Below are 23,295 nucleotides of genomic sequence, written 5' to 3' on the forward strand. Positions count from 1 at the left end.
ACCCGAACTCCTTAATTGCCATTAATGGTTTTGCTAATGAGGGAAACTTTGACTAGTCCCGCCCCGGTTACCGTGCCATTGACGACGGTGTTTGACTGTGTGTTAACAAGACGTATTACTTCACCCATTGCACCATTTTCTAATGCTCTGCCTTGAGCTCTTAAAATAAGAGTGCCGCTGTGTAGCAACATGGTTACCAAACCATTTTTGGTTACGGCTTTTGGGGTGTCCAAATCACTTGTTCTTATTATAGCCTTGTCTTTGATAGAGTGTTTGGGGGTCATGCCTATCAATTCTTCAAGGTCAGTGATTGCATTTTTGTTCAGTTTTGATTCTTCGAGAGTAATCCAATGGATGTCTCTATTGGAAATCACATCACCTTTAGAAAGGCGCCGATTGAGTACTGGTACGTTAACCATCGCAATCAGGTTACCGGATATTGCTTTATTCATATAAGGCTTGCCGGTTGCCGGTATGACAATTTGAGCGGTAAAACGTTTTCTGCCAGGTCGATAACTGACGTTTTCGACACGCATCGTTGCATCAATTTCGGCAGGGATCTTTAGATCTCTATCTTTGCGATCAAATTCGATTTTCTTACCATCGGTAAGGCCGCGCTCGAGTAGGGCGCTTTCAATTGAATTACGCAAGTCGGTTGCACTAATGATTTGACTGGCGCGAGAAACAAATGCTGTGTCCAAATGAGAACTTGGTTGCCAATTGACTTCATACTGTCGCGCAAGAGCCCATAACCATCTAGCCGAAAGCTCTACATTTCTACCCAGTTCAGGTGAACGTGCAATTGGTTTTTGCTGTTCGTTGTTTATGCCGTTGAAGATATCGCTTAGATATACAATGTCGCCTTTGATAACGATATCTTTGTTTAAGTTCACGATAGATGGGATCGACGCAACCTCTGTTTCGGCATGACTGGCCTGCCCGATTATAGATAGGCTAGCAACGAGTAGAAGAGATTTTAATATATGCATTATTTTTCTCCTAATCCCGCGATTATCTAATGTTGGTGACAGAGCGCATCATTTCGTCAGATGCTGTGATGATTTTTGAATTCATCTCGTAGGCTCTTTGGGCCGTAATCAGGTTTGTGATTTCTGAAACAGCATTGACGTTGGATGATTCGAGAGATCCTTGAAGAATGCTACCAAACCCCGTTGAATCAGCGGAGCCCGTTGTCGCCGTTCCTGAAGCAGGGGTTTCTAGAAAATAGTTATCCCCAATTGCTTCTAAGCCAGCTTCGTTAGGAAATGTTGGCTCTTCTCCGCTTTGTTGAGTAGAAAAAGATGCCGACCGCCAAGTAACCTGTTGATATGTATGGTTTCTGATAACTTTACATAGAGCAGGTATATGACAATCAACATCTCGCAGCATATTTTAGGCCTCAAAGGGCAACGTGTAAATGAAATTAAACTGGATGACGGCGGTGTTAAGATTGTCATTCACTGCAGCCGAGACGCGCGTAGGAGGGCTATAGACCCTGCTACAGGCCAGAAGGGAAGCATCAACCAGCATGTCCGCCGACAAGTAAACGACATCCCCCTTTTTGGGTATCCTTGTGTGGTCGAGATTGAGCTGGCGCAGGTTTATATTAACAAGGGCGAACGCCGCATTGAGGGGTGTGATTTTGTTGATAAAGGGTGCCGTTTCACTCACCGATTTTGCCGACTGATCAGTGGATTATGTCGGCATATGTCTATTCAAGCGGTTTCCAGACATTTGGATATACGATGGGAAACGGTCAAGAATATCGACAGGGCATACCTTATTGAAACTCTCCCTACGCTTGATCCTGCAGAGCTAACTGGCTTGGAATATATTGGTGTAGATGAAGTTGCCCGGGCGAAAGGTCATGACTACATGACGGTGGTCTACGATATGGTTGGCGGTCATCTGATCTGGGTTGAAGCAGGCCGAACTGCCGAGGTTTTTTCAAGGTTTTTGAAACAACTGCAACCAGATACAGCCTGCAAAATAAAGGCCGTAGCGATGGATATGGGGCCTGCCTACCAAAAGGCTGTCAGAGAGTCCTTGCCGTTGGCCGACATAGTATTTGACCGTTTCCACGTCATGAAAAACTACAGCAAAGCTATCCATAATCAGCGTCGACTTGAGTTCAGAAAGGCCGATCCAAGTGGTAAAGAGTTGATGAAAGGGACACATTATCTGTTGCTCAAAAATGCGGATAAGTTGAGTGAAAAACAAAGTGACAAGCTGCAAAGGTTGCTGGAGAGCAATAGCAACCTGAATGCACTTTACGTCTTGAAAGAACAGCTTCAGCTGCTGTGGAGTGCCGCTTCATTTGAGGCGATGGCGGAGCAACTGGAACGTTGGTGCCTGATAGCAGATCAGTCACAGATGCTCTATCTAAAAAAGTTCGCGAAATCCCTACGGAAACATTGTGTGGGCATCTGCAACTACGCCAAACACAAGCTCACAAGCGCCAGGATAGAGGCTGGTAATGTCAGTATAGGAATGATCCGTAAGCGAGCCAGAGGCATCAAGGATACCGAATACTTCAAACTCAAAATTAGACAATCATCCATTCCAGATAATCAATCTATGCTCTATTTGAAATCCTAAATCTACTCAACAAAGCGGAGAAGTGCCGAAATGTTGCTAGGTCGAATTGGCCTGCGAGACTAGAGGTTACCTGTCCATCAAGTTTCACATACACTTCGCCCGAAGCATTGATCGAGACAGAAACTGCGTTTGTGGGAATATTAATGCCAGGCTGAACGGTATAACCATCTGGCGTTACAATGTCGCCATCTGGTGATAATTGGAACGCACCCGCACGGGTATAGCCCGTTTCACCACTTGGCAGCTCAATGTTAAAATAGCCTTCGCCATTAATCGCAACATCAAGAGAGTTGTCGGTAATCAGCATCGCACCTTGCCCAGTAATACGGTAGGTTGCCGTTGGCTTCACACCCAAACCGAGCTGAATCCCTGTTGGAACAATAGTTCCTGTATCAGAAGAGTTTGTCCCAACCCTGCGAAGGTTTTGATACAGGAGATCACTGAACTCTGCCCGTTGGCGTTTAAAGGCAGTTGTGTTCAAGTTGGCAATGTTGTTTGAAATAACTTCGACGTTTAGCTGTTGGGCCAGCATTCCAGTTGCGCCAATGCTTAAAGATCTCATTTTTCTGCTCCCTTAGCCTTTAACGTTTGCAAGGCTTTGGATCGCCTTCATTTGTCGTTCATGTTCTTGCTTGATAAATTTAGCTGTTGCTTCGTAGCCTCGAGTTGAATCTATCATTCGTGTGATTTCAATAATCCCCTGAACATTAGATCCCTCAATCGCTCCTTGGATAATTTCTCCCGGAGCCTCATCGAGTGCTTCTTGATCTTCTGCAGCGCTGAAGACGCCACCAGCTTCTTTGACGAGAAGCTGTTCGTTCTCAAAAGTAACCAGTTTTAATTTACCGGCAGTTCCGGCGCTGGATGTGATCGTTCCATCCCGGGTTATGGAGATATCTGTCGCATCAGCCGGAAAAGATATCGGTGCATCGCCATCACTCATGACGAGGAAACCTTCCGAGGTGATCAGCTCACCTTCTGTATTTAACTTAAAGGCCCCATTCCGGGTGTATTTGGTCGCGCCATCATTATCGACGACAAAATAGCCATCTCCGGTGATCGCTGTGTCGAGGGGATTGTTTGTTGTATGTAACTGACCTTCGGCAAGGTTGCGTACCATACGCAAATCCTGGGTGAAGCTAAGTCTTTCACCTGTTTTGGTTTTGCTTAAGTGCTCTACAAACATCATGCCTTCATTCTTGTAGGCATTTGTGTTCATGTTCGCGACATTATTGGCAATGATCGACATTTGCCGACCGAGGGCCATCTGCCTTGAGAGAGCTATATAACTGGGGTTTTCCATCCTGGATACATCCTTGCCATCTTGGTTTCCTCAGTATCATTGCAAGATAGATGCCAATATGGAATTCTTTGATTTTGTTGGGTTTTTCGCATTGTTCGTCGGAATTGAAAGGCGGAACTAGTAAACTATTACCTCACATAGGTAACTTTACATGGGTAACTTTTTCCGAGAAATTCCGGGCATGATTTCCAAACGGCATTCGTTATTCGTTTATATAATAGAATTTCAAGAGGGTACGAGTTCGTGTCTTGGTTTAGTCATGAGGTTTGCAATTAAGATTGTATATCTGAAGAAACAAAGGAGAGCGGAAGGAATTGAGTAGATATTAACACTTTTCGTCTAGACTGTATTCGGATACAAATCAGTTGGTTAGGGATCTATATTTTTACTTCGGGCTTTTTTACTCTTAAGTATCTGATTTACAGCGCTTACTGCTTAACGACTTTTTAACCATCTTGGCCCCTTATTAAGGGGGAATATACCAACTGGAGGCGTAAAATAATATATGGCTGATGAATCTGTCAGTGAAGAAGAAGAACTCGAGGTAGAGGCTCGCCCGAAAGGCGGGATGTCTGGGAAAAAGCTCGTTCTATTCTTCATCTTGCCTTTATTGCTTATTATTATAGCAGGAGCAGGTGCTTATTTTACCGGAATGTTGGACTCAGTTCTTGGCAAGGAAGAGGCTGAACAAGAAGCGGCCGTTGAAGAGGTCATTCCGGCGCACGGTCCTGCCGCTTTTTATGACGTGCCAGAATTACTTGTTAATTTGAATTCATCAGGTAACAAAAATCACTTCTTGAAAATTACGATTAGCCTGGAACTTGAGTTACAAACGGATATTCCTGCGATTGAGGCTGTCATGCCGCGTATTGTAGATAATTTCCAGGTGTATCTCAGAGAGTTGAGAATTGAAGATCTGAGTGGGTCTGCAGGGATCCAGCGTTTGAGAGAAGAGTTGTTGCTCAGGGTTAATGCTGCAGCAGCTCCAGTAAAGGTAAAGGATGTATTGTTCCAGGAAATGCTGGTGCAGTAACCCGTAAGGTAGGAAATGGCTGACGAAACGGAAGAAGAAGTCGATCAGGAAGCCATGATGGCCGAATGGGAGGCCATGGCAGATGAAGACGCTGATGAGGAGGAGGATGTTTTCGACGCTGTCGATGACAACCCCGGGGGAACCCGTGTCCTAGATCAGAATGAAATCGATAGTCTGCTCGGGGTTGATGCTGGCGATGATGACGGGGGCGATAATTCGGGAATTCAGGCAATTCTCAATTCGGCCCTTGTTTCTTATGAACGCTTACCCATGTTGGATATCGTCTTTGACCGATTGGTCAGGATGATGTCGACCTCCTTGCGTAACTTTACCTCGGACAATGTTGAAGTCAGTCTTGATAATATTACATCAGCTCGTTTTGGTGATTACCTAAACTCGATTCCCCTTCCGGCCATGTTGACTGTCTTTAAGGCCGAGGAATGGGATAACTATGGTCTTATGACCGTAGATTCTGCCTTAATTTACTCAATCGTGGATGTTCTGCTTGGTGGTCGTAGAGGCACTGCGGCCATGAGAATTGAAGGACGGCCTTATACCACGATTGAACGCAACTTAATTCAACGCCTTGCCCATGTTGTGCTGGCTGATCTTTCTAGTGCATTTGACCCTCTTTCGCCCGTAACTTTTAGATTTGATCGTCTGGAGACAAATCCTCGGTTCGCGACAATTGCCCGGCATGAAAATGCTGCGATTGTGATTACTCTTCGCGTGGATATGGAAGATCGTGGAGGGCGGATTGAGTTGCTCATACCTTATGCTACTCTCGAGCCTGTCCGCGAGTTGTTGCTTCAAATGTTCATGGGGGAGAAATTCGGCCGTGATTCCATTTGGGAGGGACACTTAACCGCGGAGTTATGGCAAACGGAGGTTTCTATTCTCGCAGTACTTGAACAAGTAAATATTTCCCTTGGGGATGTGATGAATTGGAAAGTTGGTGATACAATGGACCTTACGGTCACTCCTGAATCGCTAGTAGAGTTACGGTGTGGTGATGTGTCGATGTTCAAGGGAAACATGGGCCGGAAAAGCGGCAATATTGCAGTCAAAATAGCGAACAAAATTGTTCGTGATGATGGCGAGTAGAAAATGCTAGATCTATCCAATATTGAACTTGGCTTTAATATACTGGTTGCGATTTTACTGATTGCTACGATTGTTTATGCAGCCATTTTGAACAAGAAGCTGGATGCTCTTCGTGAAGCAAAGGCTGAAATGGAGGGGCTTATTCACTCTTTTGCCGAGACAACGATGAAGGCAGAACAGAGTTTGGCCGAATTTAAAGCTCACGCTTCTAATACGGGTGTCGGTTTAGAAAAAAATACTTCTAAGGCTGATGGAATATTATCTGACCTTAGCTATCTCGTCGATCGAGCCGAAGTCGTAGCAGATCGTCTTGAAGGTGACCTGGGATTAGCCCGCAAGCAATCACCCAATACCCTTTTACCTAAAGGGATCCAAAATAGTGATGCTAAACCTTCTAAAGAAAGTTCTTCGAATATCGAACAAAACATAGAAGAGAAAAGCAAAAAAACGAAAGAATTATCACCAGCTGCTGAAGATCTTCTCAAGACCCTAAAGGGCATGCGCTAAAGGAGAATATACTATGCGTTTATTACCAGTACTTATTGCCGTTTCTTCTATGGCACTGCTTGTAAAAGCTGGGGGAGTTTGGGAGGGGGTTAACCAATCTGGTGAAGCATTTGCGCAGGCTGCTGAAGAACCCAAGGTTGAAGACACTCAAGCAGAAAATGATGAGGGGGCAGAGGTTAAACCTACAGAAGATACCGCGGATTCTACTGCTCCTGGTACAGAGCAAACTGCTGCAGTTGATCAGGCTAATTCCGATATGCCTAAAGTTAAGGGACTTGAAGCTGATCCTTTCTCTATGACGGATGAAGAAGTTGAACTTTTACAGTCTCTTTCTGCTCGCCGGGAACAGCTTGAAGCAAGAGAGAGAGAGTTTGAGCAAAGAGAGGTTCTTCTTCTCGCTGCAGAACGACGGATAGATGAAAAAATCGTCGAACTTGGGAAATTGCAAAATACGATCGAGGGACTTATCGTTCAGCACGATGAACAAAGTGACAAGCAAATGACCAGCTTGGTGAAAATTTAGGCACTTCTCCGCTTTGTTGAGTAGATTTAGGATTTCAAATAGAGCATAGATTGATTATCTGGAATGGATGATTGTCTAATTTTGAGTTTGAAGTATTCGGTATCCTTGATGCCTCTGGCTCGCTTACGGATCATTCCTATACTGACATTACCAGCCTCTATCCTGGCGCTTGTGAGCTTGTGTTTGGCGTAGTTGCAGATGCCCACACAATGTTTCCGTAGGGATTTCGCGAACTTTTTTAGATAGAGCATCTGTGACTGATCTGCTATCAGGCACCAACGTTCCAGTTGCTCCGCCATCGCCTCAAATGAAGCGGCACTCCACAGCAGCTGAAGCTGTTCTTTCAAGACGTAAAGTGCATTCAGGTTGCTATTGCTCTCCAGCAACCTTTGCAGCTTGTCACTTTGTTTTTCACTCAACTTATCCGCATTTTTGAGCAACAGATAATGTGTCCCTTTCATCAACTCTTTACCACTTGGATCGGCCTTTCTGAACTCAAGTCGACGCTGATTATGGATAGCTTTGCTGTAGTTTTTCATGACGTGGAAACGGTCAAATACTATGTCGGCCAACGGCAAGGACTCTCTGACAGCCTTTTGGTAGGCAGGCCCCATATCCATCGCTACGGCCTTTATTTTGCAGGCTGTATCTGGTTGCAGTTGTTTCAAAAACCTTGAAAAAACCTCGGCAGTTCGGCCTGCTTCAACCCAGATCAGATGACCGCCAACCATATCGTAGACCACCGTCATGTAGTCATGACCTTTTGCCCGGGCAACTTCATCTACACCAATATATTCCAAGCCAGTTAGCTCTGCAGGATCAAGCGTAGGGAGAGTTTCAATAAGGTATGCCCTGTCGATATTCTTGACCGTTTCCCATCGTATATCCAAATGTCTGGAAACCGCTTGAATAGACATATGCCGACATAATCCACTGATCAGTCGGCAAAATCGGTGAGTGAAACGGCACCCTTTATCAACAAAATCACACCCCTCAATGCGGCGTTCGCCCTTGTTAATATAAACCTGCGCCAGCTCAATCTCGACCACACAAGGATACCCAAAAAGGGGGATGTCGTTTACTTGTCGGCGGACATGCTGGTTGATGCTTCCCTTCTGGCCTGTAGCAGGGTCTATAGCCCTCCTACGCGCGTCTCGGCTGCAGTGAATGACAATCTTAACACCGCCGTCATCCAGTTTAATTTCATTTACACGTTGCCCTTTGAGGCCTAAAATATGCTGCGAGATGTTGATTGTCATATACCTGCTCTATGTAAAGTTATCAGAAACCATACATATCAACAGGTTACTTGGCGGTCGGCATCTTTTTCTACTCAACAAAGCGGAGAAGAGCCAAAATTTATGAGAGTATGAAGCCAAAGGATGCGGCTAGAATTTTCGAAGAGTTGGATATGGTTGTTCTTCTGGATGTTGTCGAGAGAATGAAGGAGCGTAAAACGGCTCCAATATTGGCAAGTATGAATCCTAAGCGGGCTAAAGAAATTACTTTAGAGCTCGCACAAAGGCGTGATTTACCCCTATCAAAAGAATAACCGAATCCTATTTGGTATTTATGGTTAACAAACAGAAAAATAAAATGCCATACACTAATTAGCCCTGTAACCTTTGTGTTATAGGGCTTTTTTGTTTTTGAAGGACGAATAAACTTAAAGAAAAACTCTAAGATCTTGAAAAATGGCACTTTGTTTACACTGCGTTAATTCTATGCTGATAGCTTAAAATCACAATATTAGTGTTATCGTGTGTAAGAGAGATAGTTAAGGAGTTGCCGATGTCGGATGTCGACATGAATATGCCAATCCTCATCGTGGATGATTATAAAACCATGTTGCGTATTGTACGCAATTTGCTCAAACAACTTGGTTTCAACAATGTTGATGAAGCTACAGATGGGAGTAGTGCTCTACAAAAATTACGCGGCAAGCAGTACAGTCTTATCATCTCTGATTGGAATATGGAGCCGATGAGTGGGCTTCAGCTTCTGAAGGAATGTAGAGCTGATGCACATCTCAAAGACTTATCCTTTATTATGGTCACAGCTGAAAGCAAGACTGAAAATGTCATTGCTGCTAAACAGGCAGGTGTTAACAACTATATTGTTAAGCCTTTTAACGCTGCGACCCTCAAAAAGAAGTTGATTGCAGTATTAGGTAACTTCTAGAGGATAGTGGTATGGCCAACTTGGTCAGGGAAGAGTTACTCAACAAACTACAGGCTTTCGATAGCAGCAAAGAAAATGCTGATTTAGAAGGGCTTGTAGACAGTCTTATGCTAAATATCGGTGATGAAGCCGTTGAAACTAACCATAAAATCTTAACAGAGATTGGTTCAGTCGCGAGCTACATCCACGATACAAAAAGGCAACTTGCCTCGCTGAGGCCGGATGAGATCAAGAGTGACTATCTTCCAACTGCTGCAGACGAACTTGATGCTATTGTGGGGGCCACTGAACAGGCTACCCACAATATCCTCTCTGCAATGGAGTTGTTAGAGGAGCTTGCTGATACTTTAGATAACTCTTCTACGGCTGAAAAAATAAACGGTGCTGTTACACAGGTTTACGAAGCTTGTAGCTTTCAAGATATCACGGGGCAGAGAATATCACGGGTTGTGAATGCACTGCAGCATGTTGAGCAAAAAGTTGACAAGTTACTTCAAGCTTTTGGTGACGGTATTGCTTCTGATGCAGACCCAGAAAAACCAACTCCCAAACGCGCGGATGGGGTCAATCGACCTGACGAAGATCTATGTAATGGTCCGCAACTGGAAGGAGAGGGGGTGAGCCAAGATGATATCGATGCTCTTCTTGGGTTTGATTAGTTGAGATGCTTGGACCCTTATTTAAGCAACACCAGGACGGTGGTGACAGAAATTACGTTGCCCTATTAAGCCTTAAGCTATTGCTTTTGGCTTTTTTCATTATGCTCAATGCCATGTCATCGTTTGAAGAAGAAAAAGCTAGGGCTGTTCTTGATTCTGTAAACGATACTTTTAGAGGTGATGCGAACCAGCTTGAGCGCCATGCGACTTTTTCCAATTCACTTGGTGATCTTGATGATAAAGCTGAGCTGGTGGCTGAAATTGAACGTCTCTTTGAAAGCACCATTCCCGCAGTGGAGCGGGAAAAAGGGAGTACTCAAGACTATTTGCGTCTTCGGTTGCCAGTTGAAGCGATGTTTCTTGGAGAGGAAATTGATCTTGCTTCCGGCCGGGAACTATTGCTTAAGCGTATAGCTTCTTCTCTAAATGGTTATAGTGATGGGGGAGGGCATTATGAATTTGAATTTGCATATGGTGTGTCTCGAAATGATACTTCGAAAGTTATACCTAACCTCGAGATGATTCTTAAGAGAAGCGGGGTTGTCGCTCATGAAATGCAATCCGCTGGTTTACCACCAAATAAGGTCGTAATTGGATTACAGCCTGAATCCGAAGGTTTCGTTTATTTTGTCATCCGCATTTATGATTCAGCTATTCAGGACATCACTTTCGACACTTATCAGGAAGTCGAATGATGGCTGAAGAACGACGTGGAAAATTGCCAAAGTCTGAGGGTGAGAGCAGAGATGGTAAGGCGAAAAATGCGGATGAACTATATGATGAAAATGCCGTAGATATTAACGATGAACCTAACGAAGAAGCATCTGAGGATGATAAAGAGGCCGCTGTAGAAAAGCACTATTTTGAAAGATTATCCCGAGAGAATTCCCAAAAAGATACAGTAGTGGCCGTCAATTATGGTTCTAATTGGATGGTCACTTTTACGGACCTTGTCGCTCTTATGCTGACATTTTTTGTTCTCTTATATTCGATGTCAGTCATGGAAGAAAAAAAGTGGAGAAACCTTGTTGATTCACTATCCAGTTCTCTGAAAATTGAGAGAATGGTATTAGAGCCGAAGCCTATGAAAAGTCTTACGATGGAACCCGTTGATTTTATTCCGGGTGAGGATTTGGATTATTTGACAACATTAATAGGCGAGAAATTAAAAGATGACCCTGTACTTTCTAAGGCAATATTAACAAGGCTTGAGGATCGGTTGGTCATCTCTCTTCCTGGTGATTTGTTGTTTCTACCGGGTCAAGTGAAACCACTTGATAAAGCTGAGGCCATTCTCGTTCGTCTGGGCCGTGTATTAAGCTTTATCAGTAATAAGATTGAAATAGCCGGACACGCAGACCCCTCAGGTAAACAAAATGAGGGATCTTATTCTTCAAATTGGCCTTTATCATTGGCGAGAGCTGACTATGTCGCTGGTTTATTGGAAAAAACAGGATATAAAAATACAATTCTATCGCGTGGTTATGGTGATTCGCGTTATGATAAAATCACGGATAGATTGTCTGAAACTTTAAAGATTAAATTAGCTCGTCGTGTTGATATTGTTGTGCATCCTTATGCCGGAGAAAATGGTTGAATAAAACGTTGCGCCGAATTTTTCTGGCAGGAGCGTTATTGATATCCTTTCCCCTCGCTCTTACCGCTCAGGAAGTAGCCGTCCGATCCGGCATACACCCTGGCTATGGGCGCATTGTGTTCGATTGGACCAGGCAAGTTCCCTTTGAAGCTAAAATCGAAGGCCGTCAGTTGATTTTGGAATTTGACGAGCCTTCTAATTACAAGTTTGGCGCCATAAACAATGGTGTGAAGGGGTTTACCGAGAGGCCCGTATTGGACCAATCCCGCAAGCGAATCGTATTTCCTCTTCTCGATGATTTTGCATTAAAGAGTTCACGATCTGGAACAAAGATAATAGTCGACTTACTTGTTAAGGAAGAGAGTGCTTCATCAAGTTCTCAAATTCCTCCTCAAGCTTCGCCCCCTGTCGTTGGCTTTAGATATGCAGAGCATCAAAATTATAGGCGATTGTATACTTGACAAACCCACTTGTTGCCTGTCACCTGCTCTTGTCAATCCAGGCTATACAAGCAAGCGCAGCCAATACGGCACCGATTGATACAACAAACGTCGGTGCTCCAAAATACCCCGATATGAATCCCCCAAACGCCGCCGACCAGTAATATCATCACTGTATCAAGTGTCGCCTTTAGCCATTTACGCATTGTGACCCTCTATTATTTTTTTCTTATCCTTCGCCTTTTTCAAGTCCACCACACGCTTTAGCTTATCGTCAAACCGCGCTTCATCTTCGTTGCAGTCCAATTCTTTTGCGGCTTCTTTGAATTTGTCGTGTTGGGTTTTATTGGTCATTAGTTACCAGTCTCTCGAAACAAACCGCCTAGTGGTTCAGCTTCGCTTGGATTGCAAATTTTAATAGCTTTTCCATTTATCCCAGCGATCTTTCCGTCAAGATTTAATAAATCCACATCAAAGCTATGTATTTCAGCCACATTTGCCCTTTGCGCCGATGCAATATGTACAGCATCTGCTGGCTTTAGTCCGAATAGACCAGAAGTTTGTAGTGCCTGAGCCTTCAAGCCAATATCCTTATCAACTGGCATTACTAAGATATATTCATGGTCTAAAAATAACGGTAACTTAGACGGATTCTCACTTGTTGCAGTCCTACTCTTACAAACCTCTGCGAGAGTAAATGCTGATACGACTATTTCGTACTCATCTCTCTCCGCACCCTCTATAATTGATTGGCACATTGCAAAGCGGTTCTCATTGGGCTTTCCTTCGCCCATAGGCACGTCACGCTCCTCATTTACGATAGCAAGCCATGTACAAGCATCCCAATAAATTCGCATACGTTTAGACATCAGCTCTTGTCCGCTTCATATATTCGACGGAATCTAAGCCGCCTGTGAAACCATGATCAATCAAATCAAATAGTTTTGGAAGGGTAGACCAATCCTGAAATAATTCAGTTCGTTCAACATCAATATGATCTAAAACCATGGGGGATTTATAGTAAAGCATCCCATGCAATCGGACTCTCACCCCCTTTATGACGTGATTAACTTCCAAGTGACCTATTTTATCAAGGCCAGAATCATTGGATATACATTTGACATCGGCTTTATCTAAACGTGTTACTATGTGTATGATAGGCCTACCATAACCATCTCGACCAACAGTCTTCACATACCCTTCGATGCTCCCAAGCTCCCTATGGGGCTGCAACGCTGGTTTTTTGATAATTGCAATTTTGGTCAAGGTTGCTTGCGCTGTTACTGTATCAACATCAAATTCTGGGGAATTACCATAATTGGAAAAGTCAATCGTAGTTCCCGCTAAACCGTTTGTTACACGCTTATTAAATGTTTCAACTTTCTTTAAAACCTTATCTGTAAAGTGTATTGGTCTACTGCCGCCTTTTGCAATATCAGACAGTCCTTCGGCGGTAGCTTTCACAACAGTATTGGCTCTTATTTCAATGTCCATTCCGTAGTTTTTTGGGTAAGGCGTTATTTCAAAAGTAATCGGGGAGTTTTTTGTGACGTCAGTAACTCGCCATACCAATTGATTGTCACCATCGCTAGAAATAGCACCTTCAACTTCTTCTAATATTTCTACATGATCTTGAATTTGAGACAAAAGATCCTTTACCGTTGGGGCATCATCCCCACGGTTACTTGTGCCTTTTACTATAATTCGAATAGGCTTAGCCATCTTACTCTCTTCTCTATGGAAAGATGCTACGCCAGAGACGAGTCCCTGTACATAACTCTTTTTCCAACAATTCCGTGAAGTGCTTTATTTGCACGGGCTATATCATCAAATCCGTTACCAATCCGATAATTGTAACGAAACTCAAATTCAGTCGCATAACGATGTAAGTGTCTCTTATTGCAGTGTTGATAAACACCCTTCATGCCACGCTTAAAGATGCTGAAATATCCTTCAAGCGTGTTGGTGTGCACATCACCTTTCACGTATTGTCCTTTGCTGTGCGTTGTGAAATCATGTTCTGCAAACTCTGCACCAACCTTGGTGTATTGCTTGGCTTCATCCGTATATACGATTGCCTCTTTGGCGATATTTTCACGTAGGATAGGCAATAATGTAGATGCTTTGACATCCTCAACAACAAAAGACTTAGATTGGCCTGTCGTACGATCCACTAGAGAAAGCATTGCGTTTTTATGAGCATAACCCCGCGCGCCTTCTGCTTTCTTGTGTTTGTGACCAATGAATGTTTCGTCAACTTCAACAACGCCTCCGCCAGAACCGTAGTTCACAGCGTTGTCGTTACGCATAACTTCGCGGATACGATGAGATAAAAACCATGCAGATTTGTAGGTTATTTCAAGAACGCGGTGCAATTGGTGGCTGGAAATGCCTTTCTTGCTACTGGTCATAAGGTAAATGGCTTGTAACCACTTGTGCAGTGGAATGTGGCTTTCCTCAAAGATAGTGCCAATGCGTACTGTGAACTGCTTACGGCATTCAGCACACTTCTTGAGGCCATGACGCTCAATACCCTTTGGGTTCTTCTTGGAAGGCTTGGAACGTACACCCTTAAGAGCATACACTTTACCACAGTTGCCACAGTGTGGACATGTGGGGCCGTCTGCCCAAAGCATACCCTCAACGTGAGCAAAAGCAGCCGCTTCATCGTGCATGTATGGTTTGGACAGTACAGACATTGTGTTTTCCTTTAACTATATGAATTAAATATATGAAATTATCTTGGGTTTGTCAAGTATACAATCGCCAAATTATAACCGTCTGGTATTTGATTGGCCTGAAAAAGTTAATGGGGACATTAATCAGAGTGGGAATAAGCTGACGGTTAATTTTAACCGTCCAGCAGATGTGGATTTATCTAAATTTAATAGGCAGTCGATGCCTTTTGTTAAGGATGGGAAGGTTATCAAGAAAACGCCAGGTTTGAGCGTAGAATTTACGTTAAAACCTGGCATGAGTGCCCGATTGTTTTCGGTGGGGCCAAAGTCAGTTGTCGATGTCAAAGTTGCAGATAAAAAAGAACAACCGACTGTCGTCGAGGCTTCAAAAAGCAAACCAGCACCGGCGACACCAACAGTCACAACAAAACCCGCTCCACCAAAAGTGGCTCCTGGGGATCCTGTTGCAGATGAAAATAATACAGTTGCAGCCGTAAAGTTACCAAAGTTGGAAGAATTAGCAGGGCCTGGGCCCTTATCTCTTCTTCCCAAACCAGATGCGGATGAAAAAAAAGAATCAGCTTCAGTCAAAGGCCCGGTAGAAACGCAAAAAACTGAAAGCCAGGTAGAAAACAAGCCCCTTAAAAAGGAAAGTAAACCAGCGCGCAAAAAGCGGTTAGAAAAGATTTCTCGCTCAGGAGAAGGAGCGACGAGATTATCTGACTTTAAGTTGGTTGATGATGATGGAGTTGACAGTGGAGCTTCTACGAATGCTTTGGCACAAGATTTGGTAACTTTAACTGAACCAATTGAAATTCCAGCCTTAGTACCTCCACCTGGACGTTCCGCAGATTTGTTGCCGCCAACGATATTAAATTTTAATTGGAAAGAGCCCACTGGTGCTGTTGTCTTTCGGCGTGGTGAGTACCTGTGGCTTGTTTTTGATCGCGAAGGGCCAGAAAACCTTGCTAATGCGGTCGAGGCGATGGCTCCTCAATTCGCCCCGGTGAATACTCTTCCTCTCGCTGGAGGAACTGTTCTACGTTTATCTGCTCCTGTTACACAGGTCCCTCGTTTAAGCAAAGATGGCAATAAATGGATTGTGGATATCCGGCGGCGCTCCCCTTTACCTGTTCAGGTGATTTCGAATGTGCTTGGAAAGGGCAAAGATGGACCAGAAGTCCGGTTTCTAGTTAAGTCAGTTAGCCGACTTCTTTCCATATCCCATCCAGAACTTGGTGACAGGTTAATTGTTGCACCCATCAGAGAGCCTAACCTTGGTTCTGCAAAGATAGATGAGTTCCCGCAATTTAGAGCCCTGCCCTCTTTTCAAGGGGTTGTACTACAGCCTACTTCTGAAGGTTTGGTTGTTGCTTTGACCCCTCGAGCTGTAGTTGTTCGAAGCCGTGAAGAGCTAATCGTATCTGGTGATACTGAGCGTTCATTGCCAAGAGGGGTGGAGGGAGCTGCGATCCCCACAGTGGAGATGTTGGACCTGAATTCTGATCGCAGGGGAGGTGCAGATAGATATCTACAAAACCTGCAAGCGCTACAAAAATCTGTTGTCAATTCAACGGGATTACAACAAGGGCTAGCCCGATTTGATCTTGCGCGTTTCTTCTTTGCTCATGGGAGAATAACTGAAGCACTCGGAATTTTACACTTGATTGAGCAAGAGAACCGTCGCTTAAGTGATGGACCATCATTTAAGCTGTTGCTTGGTGCAAGCCAGTTCTTGAGTGACAATTTTATTGATGCTCAAAAAACATTATCAAACTCTGCACTGGCCGGAGAAAGAGAGGCAAATCTCTGGCAGGCTGCCCTGGCAGCTTCCGGTCAAGACTGGGGGCCTGCGGCTATAGGGTTTTCTGAAACCTCTTCTTTGATTGAGGATTTCCCCCAAAACGTTCGTAATAAGCTTTATCTTTTGGCCGCGGATGCAAGTCTACACGTGGGAGATACAGGAGCTGCGAGCCTTTATCTTGGAAAAATACTCGCGAGTGAAATGACAGATTTCGAAAAGGCACAGGCTGATTTTCTCGAAGGGCAAAGGTTGCTTCAAGATGGGCAGGTCGAAGAAGCTCGGGTTATATGGAAAGGGCTAAAGTATAACCGGCACCGTCCAACGAGCGCTCGTGCGCGTCATGCTTTGACAAAGTTGGGAATAGAGGAGGGAGCCTTTACCAAAGAAGAAGGAATTGAACAACTTGAACAGCTCAGATTTGCGTGGCGTGGAGATAAATTTGAATTTGCCATACTGAGCGAACTCGGTGATCGATATGCTGATGCCCTTGATTATCGCAATAGCTTACATTCCCTACGTCAAGCTGCATCTTATTTTCCCCATTCAGAGCGTGCAGATAATATTGCCCGGCGAATGAAGGAATTGTTCGAGAGCATGTATATCGAGGATGGTGGAAGAAAGATACCGCCCCTTTCTTCAATTGCTCTCTACGAGGAATTTAAGGAATTAACCCCTCTTGGTGATAAAGGGGATACGATGATTGCTAAGCTCGCGGATAGGTTGGTTGATGTCGATTTACTTGAGCAGGCAGGTAATCTGTTGGATGAGCAGGTTGAGTTTCGTTTAGAAGGCCAAGAGAAGGCTCGTGTCGGTAACCGACTGTCATTAATACGATTGTTGGATCGTGATCCAGAAGGAAGTCTTGCCGCGCTCGATAAGACAGAAGTTGAAGATATTCCGGAAGAGCTTAAGCAGCAACGTTTTCATTTAAGAGCCCGTGCTTTAGCAGAGTTAGGGCAAGAGGATGAAGCTCTCAAAATGCTTGAAGCTGATGTCAGTCTTGATGCGCTTCGATTGAAATCTGACATTTTGTGGGATCTGAGGCGGTGGAATGAAGCGGGTAAAATGCTTGAAAATTTGATCCCTGCATCCCCGCCAGAAGGACGGCTTCTGAATGAAGAAGAAAGCCAGGGTGTCATAAATTTAGCAATTGCTCAAACCATGAGTGGAGATAATGAGGGGCTAAAATTATTGCGTGACAGTTACGATGCAATTATGAGCGACGGCCCTCAAGGCGATACATTCAAACTGCTTACTGGTAATATTGATAGCGGAGCCGTTACCTCTATTTCAGATGAATTGAAGCAGGTCTCACAAGTTCAAGCATTTATGGACCAGTACAGGGATCGCCTGAAAACGACGCCGTTAAGTGAGATAAATTGACGTTTAACTCTTTTTATATTGTGGGCGTCTAACCGTAACCGATATTAAGGTATAGGAGCCGTGAGCCAGGATATATAACTTTTGTCTTTTATCTTTTATCCAAAGCTTCTGACGAGACTACCCGCGATCATATACCAGCCATCGACCATTACAAAAAAGATCAATTTAAAGGGCAGTGATATCATGATAGGGGGCAACATCATCATCCCCATAGACATGAGGATAGATGCCACAACCATATCAATGATCAGAAATGGTAGGAAAATCAAAAAGCCGATTTCAAAGGCGCGCCGAAGTTCACTGATCATAAATGCGGGTATCAGCGCTCGAAGAGGCGTGGCTTCAGGGGTTTCAACTTCTCCAATTTCAGCGAGATCAAGGAACAGTTGAAGATCTTGGTCCCTTACATGGTGGAGCATGAACTCTCTCACCGGAGCTGTGCCTCGTTCCCAGGCTTGAATTTCGTTTATCTCTTCCTCGATTAGAGGTTGGAGGGCATCGTTGTATATCTTCTCCATCGTTGGGGTCATGATGAAGGCGGTAAGAAACAGTGCAAGGCTGATCAAAACGGTGTTTGGTGGGGCCTGTTGAATACCCATTGCCGTCCTGATGAACGATAACACCACGATAATTCTGGTGAAAGATGTAACCATCATCAAGATTGCTGGCGCCAAGCTTAGGATGGTCAGTAGGGCCAGCATTTGTAATATACGACCGCTTCCAGACCCTAATACTTCATTGTTTAAATCAAGGGTGAGTGCTTGAGACCAGCTGGTTTCTGGGACAGAAACCGACAAAATCAAAACGAATGAAAATCCAAGAAAGAGTTTCAACATTGCAGGTTTCGTCAATGGATTTAGTCCCCTCCAGAACTTTGGGCAGTAGAACTTGGTGTGTGTTCGGTAATTGAGGTTATTACAGGAGTTGAAGCATTACAGCTAGAACTATGAATGTGTAAATCTTGAGTTCCGCCGATTAATAGGAGGTGTTCTTTATCATCACATTGAATAAGCACTATTTTGCGTCGAGCATCCAGAGGGCGAACTTCTTTAATTTCGATACGCTTATTCTTGTTGCCAGTCATTGCCGGTCCATGTCCAAAACCCAAACGCTTGGCAATAAAGGCAATGGCAAAAATTAAACCAATGACAAAAACAAGTGTGAGTACGAACTGAAGATAGCTTCCGTAGTCCATTGGTTATTTTTTTCCGGTAGTATTAGCAGATGTATAAGCTCTTGCAGCTCTATTGTGTGTGGTTGTTTCTTGCATCTCAACCTTAACTTTTTCAAGGCTAGAGCTTATTGTTATTGTCAGATTGTCTAGCTCCTCGACTAAAGAGAGAAGCTTCGTTGATACCTTTGATCTGTCAGATTTAGAAAGTTTGTTGATTTCTAGGCAGAGAAAATCAACAACCTTTGGGAGATCTGTCACGTTGACAATTTCGCCATTTCTTGCAGCTGCACTGGCGTTTGAAACTTGTTGAGAGAGAGTTTCAATGCTGTTCTCGATTTCAGTAAAGCTCATCATACTTTTTATACCGGCTCATCATTTGATTGCTTTTGTTCATCATAAACGTAATTTAAAATTGTGGCGACTGCTGTTAAGGCTTCTAAAGGTATCTCACTTTCCACATCTACAGTAGAAAGAATTTCGACTAAATCTGAATCTGTCCTAACTTTCACTCCGTGGTCAAAAGCTATTTGAAGTATTTGTTCTGCAAGCTCTCCTGAACCCTTGGCAACGACTTTATTTTGGCCCTGGTAATTTTGTTGTATCGCAACTGATAAAGTTGCTTTGTCGCTTTTAGATGTTGCCTCTATAGGTGAAGCATCGATATGGACCTGGGCGTTTTCCAGTAGAGGAGTGTCACTTTGTATAGAGGTGTCACGGGGCTCTGTTTTGTCTTTACCTGCTTCGCTAGCGCTCATAGCGCTTTCTCCAGTTGCCTGTACTAATCACTTAGTTTTGGTCAATCTCTCAATTTTGACGCTTTATGCTTAATGAAGTGTTAGGAAGCGAATAAAGTTAGTTTCCCAGGCTTTAAATAATTTAATCCGGTAAACCCCCGGCTATGCCGGGGGACTCTCAATGGTTTGACCGTTCCCACGGTCTTACATTTCTTTGTTTATTGACCAAAATAACAAAGGAATTAGCCGATGAGAGATTACAAAAGCCTTGCACATACGAGATGGGATTGTAAATACCACGTGGTTTTCATCCCTAAACGCAGGCAAAAAGTTATCTATGGCAACCTACGTCAGTATCTTGGTGAAATTTTCCATGAACTGGCCGGGCATCGCGAAAGTAAGATTGAGGAGGGCCATTTGATGCCGGATCACATTCACATGTGTATCAGCATACCGCCCAAACATGCTGTTTCAAAAGTCGTTGGATACCTAAAAGGAAAAAGCGCGATTGCCATAGCTCGAAAATTCAAAAATAAAGCACGGAATTTCAAGGGTGAAAATTTTTGGGCCCGTGGATATTTCGTCTCAACTGTAGGGCTCGATGAACAGATGGTGAGGGAGTATATCAGAACGCAAGAAGAGCGTGATAAGTACTTTGACCAAATGGATATATTCAATCCATAACCGCTTTAGCGGTTCCCAATTTGCCCCTTTAAGGGGCTCACCCGCTTAAGCCCCCGGCTTTGCCGGGGGTCATTTAACTTGTTTTCCCTACCGATATCTGTCTTACCAGGGGGGGCGGGGGGCTATTTGTCGGTTTCTGTCGTTGAGCTTAAATCCAGGTCAAGCGCATCAAGGGCATCGAGAGTGTGCGCTGCGGCTGCTTTGTTTTCTTCTTGAATTCGCTCGTGTAATTCCTGGCGGAGAACTGTTGCATCTTCTGGAAAGGTAAAACCAATTTTTACGGATTTACCACGTATATCAACAACTTTTACTTCAATGTTGTTGTTTATGATGACTGATTCACCAATTTTCCGGGTAAGATATAACATCGTGGTCTTTGGACTCCCTGTCCCTGACGCGAAATGCCGACTAGAGGATTGGACAAACTACTTGTTGGTTGTCATATTTATACGTGTATTTTTGGAATAGGTCGAGCATATCTTGTTAAATAACGATATTTTTTACTAGATTTGGCATTCATTAACAGGTTATTAAGTTCAAAAGGGTAGAATATTTTGGTTTAGTGTTCCTTTCTTTTGATAAGGAGAGATGGTTTTGTCAGACAAGCTACAAATTACGGATGTTATTGCCAGGAAAATGGAATGGCTAACCCGTCGTCAAGAAGTCTTGTCCAAAAACATTGCGAATGCCGATACGTTAAAATATGTGCCGCATGACCTAAAAGATAATCATTTCAAAGATTTGGTGAATAGGGCTGGGCCAGTGATGTCACAGCAAACATCACATAAAGGTCATATTTCGCACAATCCCCTTCAGGGGGACACTGCCAAGAGTACAAAATCAAAGGGTTTGTATGAAACGGCTCCTTCTGGAAACTCAGTCGTTCTCGAAGAACAGATGATCAAGATGTCTCAAACTCAATTAGATTATCAGGGAATGGTTCGGCTTTATAAAAAGCACCATGATATGTACAAAATGGTACTTCGGGGACCTTAAGCTCTGAAGCTCTTCGCGCCCTTTACCAAACAGGAATTAAGTAATGTCCGATTTATATAAATCTATGCAGGTGTCAGCTTCCGGGTTACGTGCTCAGGGAACGCGACTGCGAGTTATCTCGGAGAACATTGCGAATGCTGATTCAGTATCCCAAGAACCTGGAGGTGCTCCTTATCGCCGAAAAATGGTTACTTTTGGACATGAGTTAAGTCGGGAGCTGGGCGTAGAGAAGGTCGTCATCAAAGACGTTATCTCTGACAAAAGTAATTTTAGACGTGAGTATTTACCTGGGCATCCAGCTGCTGACGAAGACGGTTACATTCTCCGCCCTAATGTAAATTCATTGATTGAAATGACTGATATGCGGGAAGCACAAAGAAGCTACGAAGCCAATTTACAGGCGATTCAAGCTTCTAAAAGTATGTTACAACAAACTTTAGAAATACTGAGATAACAGTATCTGTATGCGAGAGGACTAAAAGATGGCCGTAAATTTTGCAGATGCTGTTAGCGCCTATAAGCAAGTCGCTGGACAAGCTCAAACGGGACTAGAAGATAAGAGTGATGTACTCGGAGATGATTTTGCGAGCACATTGCGCGGGGTCGCGACAGAGACGATCTCTACTATGCAGCAAGCCGAAAATAAAACGCTAATGGCTGCGGCGGGTAAAGCTGATGTAACCGAAGTTGTTACTGCTATGGCCGAAGCGGAAGTAACTCTGCAAACTGTTGTCGCTGTTCGCGATAAAGTTGTTCAAGCTTATCAAGAGATTTTGAGAATGCCTATCTAGTCACTTCTAAACTATTCAGTTATGAATAGTTACAGCTGAGCAATTTATCATAAGCGGAAAGCGGGGGCATGAACGAAGTAGAAGTTGTTGAGGTTGGCCGAGAAGCTGTTTGGGTTATGCTCAAAATGAGTTTGCCAGTTCTCATGGTTGCTTTGTTTGTCGGTTTAATCATTTCTTTGTTTCAAGCTTTGACTCAGTTGCAGGAAATGACTCTAACGTTTGTTCCCAAAATCATAATTATTAGTCTAACTCTGGTTGCAACTGCACCTTATATGTCCCAAACGTTGAGTACTTTTACGGAGTTGATTGTGGACCGCATCGTGTCTTTGGGCTAAGGCATGATATACGACCTTCTTCCCTCTAGTGTTTATATTGTACTGATCATTTTTGTACGGCTGGGTGGCGCTATAATGTTGTTGCCAGGCTTTGGGGAATCATATGTATCTCCAAAGGCACGACTTGGGTTGTCAATTCTGATTTGTTTGGTAATAGCACCCGTTTTAGCCTCAAAGATACCTCCGTTACCCGAAAAGGTTTCTGACCTGGGGTTACTCATTTTTGGTGAGGCGTTAATCGGTTTGTTTATGGGGACGGTGGCCAGGCTTTTTCTTAGTGCCACAGCTTCGGCAGGGATGATCGCGGCAAATTTATCATCATTGGCTAATGCACTGATTCAAGATCCGACCGCTGAACAACAAGCGTCGATTATGGGAACCTTTATGTCGGCGGTTGCCATTGTACTGATTTTTGTATTGGACATTCATCATCTATTTATCCAGGGACTGGTCGACAGTTATGATCTTTTTCTACCTGGCCAGGCTATACCCACGGGCGATTTTTCCAATATGATTTCCCGGGTGGTTGGTGATACTTTTCAGTTAGCGGCTCGGATGGCGGCGCCCTTTATCGTCATAGGGGTGATTTTCTTTATTGGTTTGGGGTTGTTGGCTAAATTGATGCCGCAGATGCAAGTGTTCTTTATCGCCATGCCTTTACAGGTTGCGATGGGTATTGTGGTGCTGGCGCTATCATTACCGGTTATGATTAGAGTATTCTTGGTTAGTCTAGAAGAACACTGGATGGTTTTCGTTCGGTAATTAGTTATC

The 23,295-nt window shown here is 43.9% G+C and carries 31 protein-coding genes and 2 pseudogenes; 18 read left to right on the plus strand and 15 right to left on the minus strand.

Translation table 11 applies throughout. The features are described from left to right. Nucleotides 1-11 precede the first annotated feature (11 nt). The 3 genes and pseudogenes from flgA to ACOGW3_RS08080 form a co-directional block, all read right to left on the minus strand. Complete coding sequence (flgA, locus tag ACOGW3_RS08070; RefSeq protein WP_419902498.1) at nucleotides 12-989, minus strand: flagellar basal body P-ring formation chaperone FlgA; 978 nt, start codon at nucleotides 987-989, stop codon at nucleotides 12-14. 22 nt (nucleotides 990-1,011) lie between these two features. Continuing rightward, nucleotides 1,012-1,269 (minus strand): annotated as a pseudogene (locus ACOGW3_RS08075) (flagellar hook-basal body complex protein); the annotation flags it as partial. Next, a complete protein-coding gene (locus ACOGW3_RS08080) occupies nucleotides 1,245-1,379 on the minus strand; it encodes a hypothetical protein (protein ID WP_419902560.1) in 135 nt (44 codons plus the stop codon). The gene ACOGW3_RS08080 and the pseudogene ACOGW3_RS08075, both read right to left, overlap by 25 nt. Between ACOGW3_RS08080 and ACOGW3_RS08085 the strand changes: the two genes are divergently transcribed. Then, nucleotides 1,366-2,598: an ISL3 family transposase gene (locus tag ACOGW3_RS08085; RefSeq protein ID WP_419901077.1), complete on the plus strand. Its 1,233-nt coding sequence runs from the start codon at nucleotides 1,366-1,368 to the stop codon at nucleotides 2,596-2,598. The genes ACOGW3_RS08080 and ACOGW3_RS08085 overlap by 14 nt on opposite strands. A gap of 10 nt (nucleotides 2,599-2,608) precedes the next feature. On the opposite strand, the pseudogene ACOGW3_RS08090 reads toward ACOGW3_RS08085, so the two are convergent. Together ACOGW3_RS08090 and flgF are read right to left on the minus strand one after the other, a co-directional pair. Further along, nucleotides 2,609-3,160: pseudogene (locus tag ACOGW3_RS08090) on the minus strand (flagellar hook-basal body complex protein); the annotation flags it as partial. Nucleotides 3,161-3,172: 12 nt separating this feature from the next. Beyond that, the gene (gene flgF, locus ACOGW3_RS08095) at nucleotides 3,173-3,901 is read right to left on the minus strand and encodes a flagellar basal-body rod protein FlgF (protein WP_419902499.1); all 729 of its coding nucleotides are present in this window, start codon (nucleotides 3,899-3,901) and stop codon (nucleotides 3,173-3,175) included. Between the two features lie 505 nt (nucleotides 3,902-4,406). Between flgF and ACOGW3_RS08100 the strand changes: the two genes are divergently transcribed. From ACOGW3_RS08100 to ACOGW3_RS08115, 4 genes are read left to right on the plus strand one after another with little or no spacing between them, the layout of a single operon-like run. Then, nucleotides 4,407-4,934, plus strand: a complete 528-nt coding sequence (locus ACOGW3_RS08100; protein WP_419902500.1) for a flagellar basal body-associated FliL family protein — start codon at nucleotides 4,407-4,409, stop codon at nucleotides 4,932-4,934. 15 nt (nucleotides 4,935-4,949) lie between these two features. Continuing rightward, entirely contained in the window at nucleotides 4,950-6,038 is a 1,089-nt protein-coding gene (gene fliM, locus ACOGW3_RS08105) for a flagellar motor switch protein FliM (RefSeq protein WP_419902501.1), read from the plus strand. 3 nt (nucleotides 6,039-6,041) lie between these two features. Next, nucleotides 6,042-6,545, plus strand: a complete 504-nt coding sequence (locus tag ACOGW3_RS08110) for a DUF6468 domain-containing protein (RefSeq protein WP_419902502.1) — start codon at nucleotides 6,042-6,044, stop codon at nucleotides 6,543-6,545. A 13-nt stretch (nucleotides 6,546-6,558) separates the two neighbouring features. Continuing rightward, nucleotides 6,559-7,068 carry a hypothetical protein gene (locus ACOGW3_RS08115; protein ID WP_419902503.1) on the plus strand — a complete coding sequence of 170 codons (510 nt, stop codon included), beginning with the start codon at nucleotides 6,559-6,561 and terminating at the stop codon, nucleotides 7,066-7,068. 26 nt (nucleotides 7,069-7,094) lie between these two features. Here ACOGW3_RS08115 and ACOGW3_RS08120 read toward each other — a convergent pair whose 3' ends face one another. Beyond that, nucleotides 7,095-8,327 (minus strand): ISL3 family transposase, encoded by a 1,233-nt coding sequence (locus tag ACOGW3_RS08120; RefSeq protein WP_419901077.1) that lies wholly within the window; start codon nucleotides 8,325-8,327, stop codon nucleotides 7,095-7,097. A 110-nt stretch (nucleotides 8,328-8,437) separates the two neighbouring features. On the opposite strand from ACOGW3_RS08120, the gene ACOGW3_RS08125 reads away from it, so the two are divergent. From ACOGW3_RS08125 to ACOGW3_RS08150, 6 genes are all read left to right on the plus strand, one after another. After that, a complete protein-coding gene (locus ACOGW3_RS08125) occupies nucleotides 8,438-8,620 on the plus strand; it encodes a magnesium transporter MgtE N-terminal domain-containing protein (protein WP_419902504.1) in 183 nt (60 codons plus the stop codon). A 239-nt stretch (nucleotides 8,621-8,859) separates the two neighbouring features. Then, complete coding sequence (locus tag ACOGW3_RS08130; protein ID WP_419902505.1) at nucleotides 8,860-9,249, plus strand: response regulator; 390 nt, start codon at nucleotides 8,860-8,862, stop codon at nucleotides 9,247-9,249. 11 nt (nucleotides 9,250-9,260) lie between these two features. Next, entirely contained in the window at nucleotides 9,261-9,908 is a 648-nt protein-coding gene (locus ACOGW3_RS08135) for a protein phosphatase CheZ (protein ID WP_419902506.1), read from the plus strand. A 5-nt stretch (nucleotides 9,909-9,913) separates the two neighbouring features. Further along, entirely contained in the window at nucleotides 9,914-10,603 is a 690-nt protein-coding gene (locus tag ACOGW3_RS08140; protein ID WP_419902507.1) for a flagellar motor protein MotB, read from the plus strand. Further along, on the plus strand, nucleotides 10,603-11,505 hold the full coding sequence (locus ACOGW3_RS08145; protein WP_419902508.1) for a flagellar motor protein MotB: 903 nt from the start codon (nucleotides 10,603-10,605) through the stop codon (nucleotides 11,503-11,505). The genes ACOGW3_RS08140 and ACOGW3_RS08145 overlap by 1 nt, the downstream gene beginning before the upstream one ends. Then, nucleotides 11,502-11,966 carry a hypothetical protein gene (locus ACOGW3_RS08150; RefSeq protein WP_419902509.1) on the plus strand — a complete coding sequence of 155 codons (465 nt, stop codon included), beginning with the start codon at nucleotides 11,502-11,504 and terminating at the stop codon, nucleotides 11,964-11,966. Before ACOGW3_RS08145 ends, ACOGW3_RS08150 begins: the two co-directional genes overlap by 4 nt. 177 nt (nucleotides 11,967-12,143) lie before the next feature. Here ACOGW3_RS08150 and ACOGW3_RS08155 read toward each other — a convergent pair whose 3' ends face one another. The 4 genes from ACOGW3_RS08155 to ACOGW3_RS08170 are packed head-to-tail and all read right to left on the minus strand — an operon-like array spanning nucleotide 12,144 to nucleotide 14,644. Then, nucleotides 12,144-12,299: a hypothetical protein gene (locus ACOGW3_RS08155; RefSeq protein WP_419902510.1), complete on the minus strand. Its 156-nt coding sequence runs from the start codon at nucleotides 12,297-12,299 to the stop codon at nucleotides 12,144-12,146. Beyond that, nucleotides 12,299-12,814: a type II toxin-antitoxin system VapC family toxin gene (locus ACOGW3_RS08160; RefSeq protein WP_419902511.1), complete on the minus strand. Its 516-nt coding sequence runs from the start codon at nucleotides 12,812-12,814 to the stop codon at nucleotides 12,299-12,301. Before ACOGW3_RS08160 ends, ACOGW3_RS08155 begins: the two co-directional genes overlap by 1 nt. Then, nucleotides 12,807-13,667, minus strand: coding sequence for a hypothetical protein (locus ACOGW3_RS08165; RefSeq protein ID WP_419902512.1), 861 nt, complete (start codon nucleotides 13,665-13,667; stop codon nucleotides 12,807-12,809). Before ACOGW3_RS08165 ends, ACOGW3_RS08160 begins: the two co-directional genes overlap by 8 nt. 26 nt (nucleotides 13,668-13,693) lie before the next feature. Next, the gene (locus ACOGW3_RS08170; RefSeq protein WP_419902513.1) at nucleotides 13,694-14,644 is read right to left on the minus strand and encodes an IS1595 family transposase; all 951 of its coding nucleotides are present in this window, start codon (nucleotides 14,642-14,644) and stop codon (nucleotides 13,694-13,696) included. A gap of 199 nt (nucleotides 14,645-14,843) precedes the next feature. Between ACOGW3_RS08170 and ACOGW3_RS08175 the strand changes: the two genes are divergently transcribed. Further along, nucleotides 14,844-17,810, plus strand: coding sequence for a tetratricopeptide repeat protein (locus ACOGW3_RS08175; RefSeq protein ID WP_419902514.1), 2,967 nt, complete (start codon nucleotides 14,844-14,846; stop codon nucleotides 17,808-17,810). 95 nt (nucleotides 17,811-17,905) lie between these two features. Here the strand turns inward: ACOGW3_RS08175 and fliP are convergent, their stop codons facing one another. Genes fliP through ACOGW3_RS08195 form a run of 4 tightly spaced genes read right to left on the minus strand, consistent with a single transcriptional unit; the run spans nucleotide 17,906 to nucleotide 19,739 of the window. After that, entirely contained in the window at nucleotides 17,906-18,646 is a 741-nt protein-coding gene (gene fliP / locus ACOGW3_RS08180) for a flagellar type III secretion system pore protein FliP (protein ID WP_419902515.1), read from the minus strand. A gap of 20 nt (nucleotides 18,647-18,666) precedes the next feature. Continuing rightward, entirely contained in the window at nucleotides 18,667-19,005 is a 339-nt protein-coding gene (locus tag ACOGW3_RS08185; protein WP_419902516.1) for a FliO/MopB family protein, read from the minus strand. Between the two features lie 3 nt (nucleotides 19,006-19,008). After that, nucleotides 19,009-19,338, minus strand: coding sequence for a hypothetical protein (locus tag ACOGW3_RS08190; protein WP_419902517.1), 330 nt, complete (start codon nucleotides 19,336-19,338; stop codon nucleotides 19,009-19,011). Nucleotides 19,339-19,343: 5 nt separating this feature from the next. After that, nucleotides 19,344-19,739 (minus strand): EscU/YscU/HrcU family type III secretion system export apparatus switch protein, encoded by a 396-nt coding sequence (locus ACOGW3_RS08195; protein WP_419902518.1) that lies wholly within the window; start codon nucleotides 19,737-19,739, stop codon nucleotides 19,344-19,346. 228 nt (nucleotides 19,740-19,967) lie between these two features. Between ACOGW3_RS08195 and tnpA the strand changes: the two genes are divergently transcribed. After that, complete coding sequence (gene tnpA, locus ACOGW3_RS08200; RefSeq protein ID WP_419901154.1) at nucleotides 19,968-20,402, plus strand: IS200/IS605 family transposase; 435 nt, start codon at nucleotides 19,968-19,970, stop codon at nucleotides 20,400-20,402. 122 nt (nucleotides 20,403-20,524) lie between these two features. Here the strand turns inward: tnpA and csrA are convergent, their stop codons facing one another. Then, a complete protein-coding gene (csrA, locus tag ACOGW3_RS08205) occupies nucleotides 20,525-20,770 on the minus strand; it encodes a carbon storage regulator CsrA (RefSeq protein WP_419902519.1) in 246 nt (81 codons plus the stop codon). A gap of 220 nt (nucleotides 20,771-20,990) precedes the next feature. Between csrA and flgB the strand changes: the two genes are divergently transcribed. The 5 genes from flgB (at nucleotide 20,991) to fliR (ending at nucleotide 23,286) form a co-directional block, all read left to right on the plus strand. Beyond that, a complete protein-coding gene (gene flgB / locus ACOGW3_RS08210; RefSeq protein ID WP_419902520.1) occupies nucleotides 20,991-21,398 on the plus strand; it encodes a flagellar basal body rod protein FlgB in 408 nt (135 codons plus the stop codon). A 43-nt stretch (nucleotides 21,399-21,441) separates the two neighbouring features. Continuing rightward, complete coding sequence (flgC, locus tag ACOGW3_RS08215) at nucleotides 21,442-21,852, plus strand: flagellar basal body rod protein FlgC (RefSeq protein WP_419902521.1); 411 nt, start codon at nucleotides 21,442-21,444, stop codon at nucleotides 21,850-21,852. 28 nt (nucleotides 21,853-21,880) lie between these two features. Beyond that, entirely contained in the window at nucleotides 21,881-22,189 is a 309-nt protein-coding gene (fliE, locus tag ACOGW3_RS08220) for a flagellar hook-basal body complex protein FliE (protein ID WP_419902522.1), read from the plus strand. A 68-nt stretch (nucleotides 22,190-22,257) separates the two neighbouring features. Then, the gene (gene fliQ, locus ACOGW3_RS08225; RefSeq protein ID WP_419902523.1) at nucleotides 22,258-22,524 is read left to right on the plus strand and encodes a flagellar biosynthesis protein FliQ; all 267 of its coding nucleotides are present in this window, start codon (nucleotides 22,258-22,260) and stop codon (nucleotides 22,522-22,524) included. A 3-nt stretch (nucleotides 22,525-22,527) separates the two neighbouring features. Further along, nucleotides 22,528-23,286 (plus strand): flagellar biosynthetic protein FliR, encoded by a 759-nt coding sequence (fliR, locus tag ACOGW3_RS08230; protein WP_419902524.1) that lies wholly within the window; start codon nucleotides 22,528-22,530, stop codon nucleotides 23,284-23,286. The last annotated feature ends 9 nt before the right edge of the window (nucleotides 23,287-23,295 follow it).

The sequence above is a fragment of the Kiloniella sp. genome (assembly GCF_965205715.1).
Classification (GTDB): Bacteria; Pseudomonadota; Alphaproteobacteria; order Kiloniellales; family Kiloniellaceae; genus Kiloniella.